Source organism: Ilumatobacter sp., from assembly GCF_041688325.1.
GTDB lineage: Bacteria > Actinomycetota > Acidimicrobiia > Acidimicrobiales > Ilumatobacteraceae > Ilumatobacter_A.
This window is the reverse complement of the sequence record NZ_JBDNIJ010000411.1, coordinates 1-2668: the sequence shown is the minus strand read 5'-3', so window position 1 is coordinate 2668 and position 2668 is coordinate 1. Positions and strand designations below refer to the sequence as shown.

Sequence of the window (2668 nt, the reverse complement as noted above, 5' to 3'; positions counted from 1 at the left end):
TGGCCCCGCCGAGGTCGACGCAGTCGACGATGTGGCCCCGCCGAGGTCGACGCAGTCGACGATGTGGCCCCGCCGAGGTCGACGCAGTCGACGATGTGGCCCCGCCGAGGTCGACGCAGTCGACGATGTGGCCCCGCCGAGCAGAGCGAGCTCAGGCGCCAGCCTGAGGACTCGCAACTCGACGACGGAGTCGGCGGTGCGCCGCAGGCGCACGGGCGGCGTCAGCCGCCCAGTTGCGACATGGACTTGGCCGGCCGGGTGAAGTTGACCTGGTTGATCTGGTGGCCGGCCCACTTGGTCCCCACTGCGGCTTCAATCCGGGTGGCGAGCTGATCTTGTGATTCGCCGGACCTCAGGGCGTCGAGGAGACCGAACTCCTTGGTGGCGAACAGGCAGGTCCGGAAGTCACCTTCGGCAGTGAGTCGCACCCGGTCGCAGTCGCCACAGAACGGCTTCGTCACAGTCGGGATGATCCCGATCCTCGAACCGGGGTCATCGGCACCGTGGAGCCCACCATCGAGGTACCGGAATCGATCAGCAGGAGCCGCGCCCCGTGCGGGCATCACTTCAATCGGGTAGACCGCGCTGATCTTCTCGACGATTTCGTCTTGGCCGACGACCGCTTCGGTCATCCAATGACCGTCAGCCTCGAGCGGCATGAACTCGATGAAGCGCATCTCGACGTTCTGCTCTCGACCGAACGTGGCGAGGTCAACAATCTCGTTGTCGTTGGTGCCCCGCTCGATCACTGCGTTGATCTTGACCGGAGCGAAGCCGGCTTCTTGCGCGGCCTTGATGCCGTCGAGCACGTTGTCGAGCTCGTCACGGCGCGTCATCTGGAAGAACTTCTCGCGTTCGAGCGTGTCAAGGCTGATGTTGACCCGCTTGAGCCCCGCAGCCTTGAGCTTCGTAGCGACGAGACGCATCGTGGCGCCGTTCGTCGTCATCGACAGATCGACCGGTCCGTTCGGGCCGCGCAGCTTGGAAAGCATCTCGACGAGGACCGGGAGGTGTGCACGAACGGTGGGTTCACCACCCGTGAGGCGGATTCCCTTCACGCCGTAGCGCTCGACAAAGATCCTGGCGAGCTGCTCAATCTCTTCGAACGACATGACTGCTGAACGGTCGAGCCAATTCATGCCTTCTTCGGGCATGCAGTAGGTGCACCGAAAGTTGCAGCGATCGGTCACCGAGATGCGGAGATCTTCAATGTGTCGACCAAATGGATCGATCAGCTTTTCGAAGTCCGCAGCCATGTACTGAGTCTAGGACTATCGGCCGCTTGCTGGCCAGCGCGACTCAACGTTCACCGTTTGGCGTGCCAGCCTCAACACATCAGCGCAGCAGCAACACGGCGACTTCGCCACCGGCAACGACGCCGCCACCGTCTGGCACCACGGCCATCGCGTCGGCGTTGGCCGTCGCCGCGAGCTGATGACTGCCCTGCGCCCCAACCGGCGCCACGTGGTAGCGGCCGTCTTCCTGGAATGATCCGTTGACCCGCATGAAGTGGACCTTGCCGTCGGCGTTCCGAATGAGGTCATGATCGACAATCGCAACGATGCTCGGCCGAGCCAATTGCCGGTGGCCCATCATCCGGCGCAGCGCCGGTCGCGCCATCAGTTCGAAGCTGACCATCGAGCTGACCGGGTTGCCGGGAAGGCCGAACACGGGCACACCGTCGAGCATGCCAAATGCGAATGGCTTGGCCGGCTTGATCGCCATCTGCATCCACGTCATGTCGGCGATGCGGCCGAGCACTGCTTTCACCACGTCGTAGTCGCCCATCGACACACCACCGCTCGACACGATCGCGTCGCAGTCGGCAGCCGCGCTACGCAGAACACGCTCAAGTTCTGCTTCGTCGTCACGAACGACACCGAGGTCGACGACGTCGCAGCCAGCTTCGGCGAGCATTCCGGCAAGCATCGTCTTATTACTCTCACGGATCTGTCCCGGCGCCAATGGTGAGCCGTCAGTGATCAGTTCGTCGCCGGTCGACAACACCGCCACTCTGAGGCGCGGATACACCTTGACGTGCTGCGCATTGACACTCGCGAGCACACCTTCGATCGCCGGGGTGATGATCGTTCCTGGTTCGAACAGTTCCTCACCGACGAGCACATCGTCGCCTGCACGACGGATCGCAGTACCAGGACGAACGGACTCGCCAAGGCGCACTCGTTCGAACATCACACCGTTGCGTTCGATCTCGCCGAGCCGCTCGGAATACTCGACCATCACGACAGCGTCGGCCCCACCAGGCAGCGGCGCGCCCGTCATGATGCGGACCGCCTGCCCCGGGCCAAGGTCGGCCTGCGGCGCTGCACCGGCTGCGATCTCGTAGATGACATCGAGCTCTGCCGGCACGTTCGCTACGTCTTCGGAGCGAACGGCGTACCCGTCGACTGCGGTGTTGTCGAACGGCGGGACGAGCTCCGTTGACACGACAACCTCGGCGAGCACGAGCCCACCAGCCTCTTCGCGAGCCAGCATCACCGGTTCCCGCGGCGGACACGATTCGAGAACGAAGGCCTGCGCATCTTCTAACGGCGTCATGAGCCAGATCGTACGGCAGCCGCGTTCTGTCACACCGAGTTGTCACACCGAAGTCCGAGTTGTCACACCGAGGTCCGACCGTTTCAGAGTGAGGGTGTAGTGAGGGTGT

Annotated in this window: 2 protein-coding genes; both read right to left on the bottom strand. The window is 63.5% G+C overall.

The window, feature by feature from the left end; translation table 11 throughout:
* Window positions 1-221: 221 nt before the first annotated feature.
* Window positions 222-1256 carry a GTP 3',8-cyclase MoaA gene (gene moaA / locus ACH2EI_RS20265; protein WP_395152822.1) on the bottom strand — a complete coding sequence of 345 codons (1035 nt, stop codon included), beginning with the start codon at window positions 1254-1256 and terminating at the stop codon, window positions 222-224.
* Window positions 1257-1335: 79 nt separating this feature from the next.
* Entirely contained in the window at window positions 1336-2559 is a 1224-nt protein-coding gene (glp, locus tag ACH2EI_RS20260) for a gephyrin-like molybdotransferase Glp (RefSeq protein ID WP_395152821.1), read from the bottom strand.
* Window positions 2560-2668 lie beyond the last annotated feature (109 nt).

Bases quoted from the DNA above. Each gene is read 5' to 3' on its own strand.
- moaA (WP_395152822.1), bottom strand. From the start codon at position 1,256: ATGGCTGCGGACTTCGAAAAGCTGATCGATCCATTTGGTCGACACATT.
- glp (WP_395152821.1), bottom strand. From the start codon at position 2,559: ATGACGCCGTTAGAAGATGCGCAGGCCTTCGTTCTCGAATCGTGTCCG.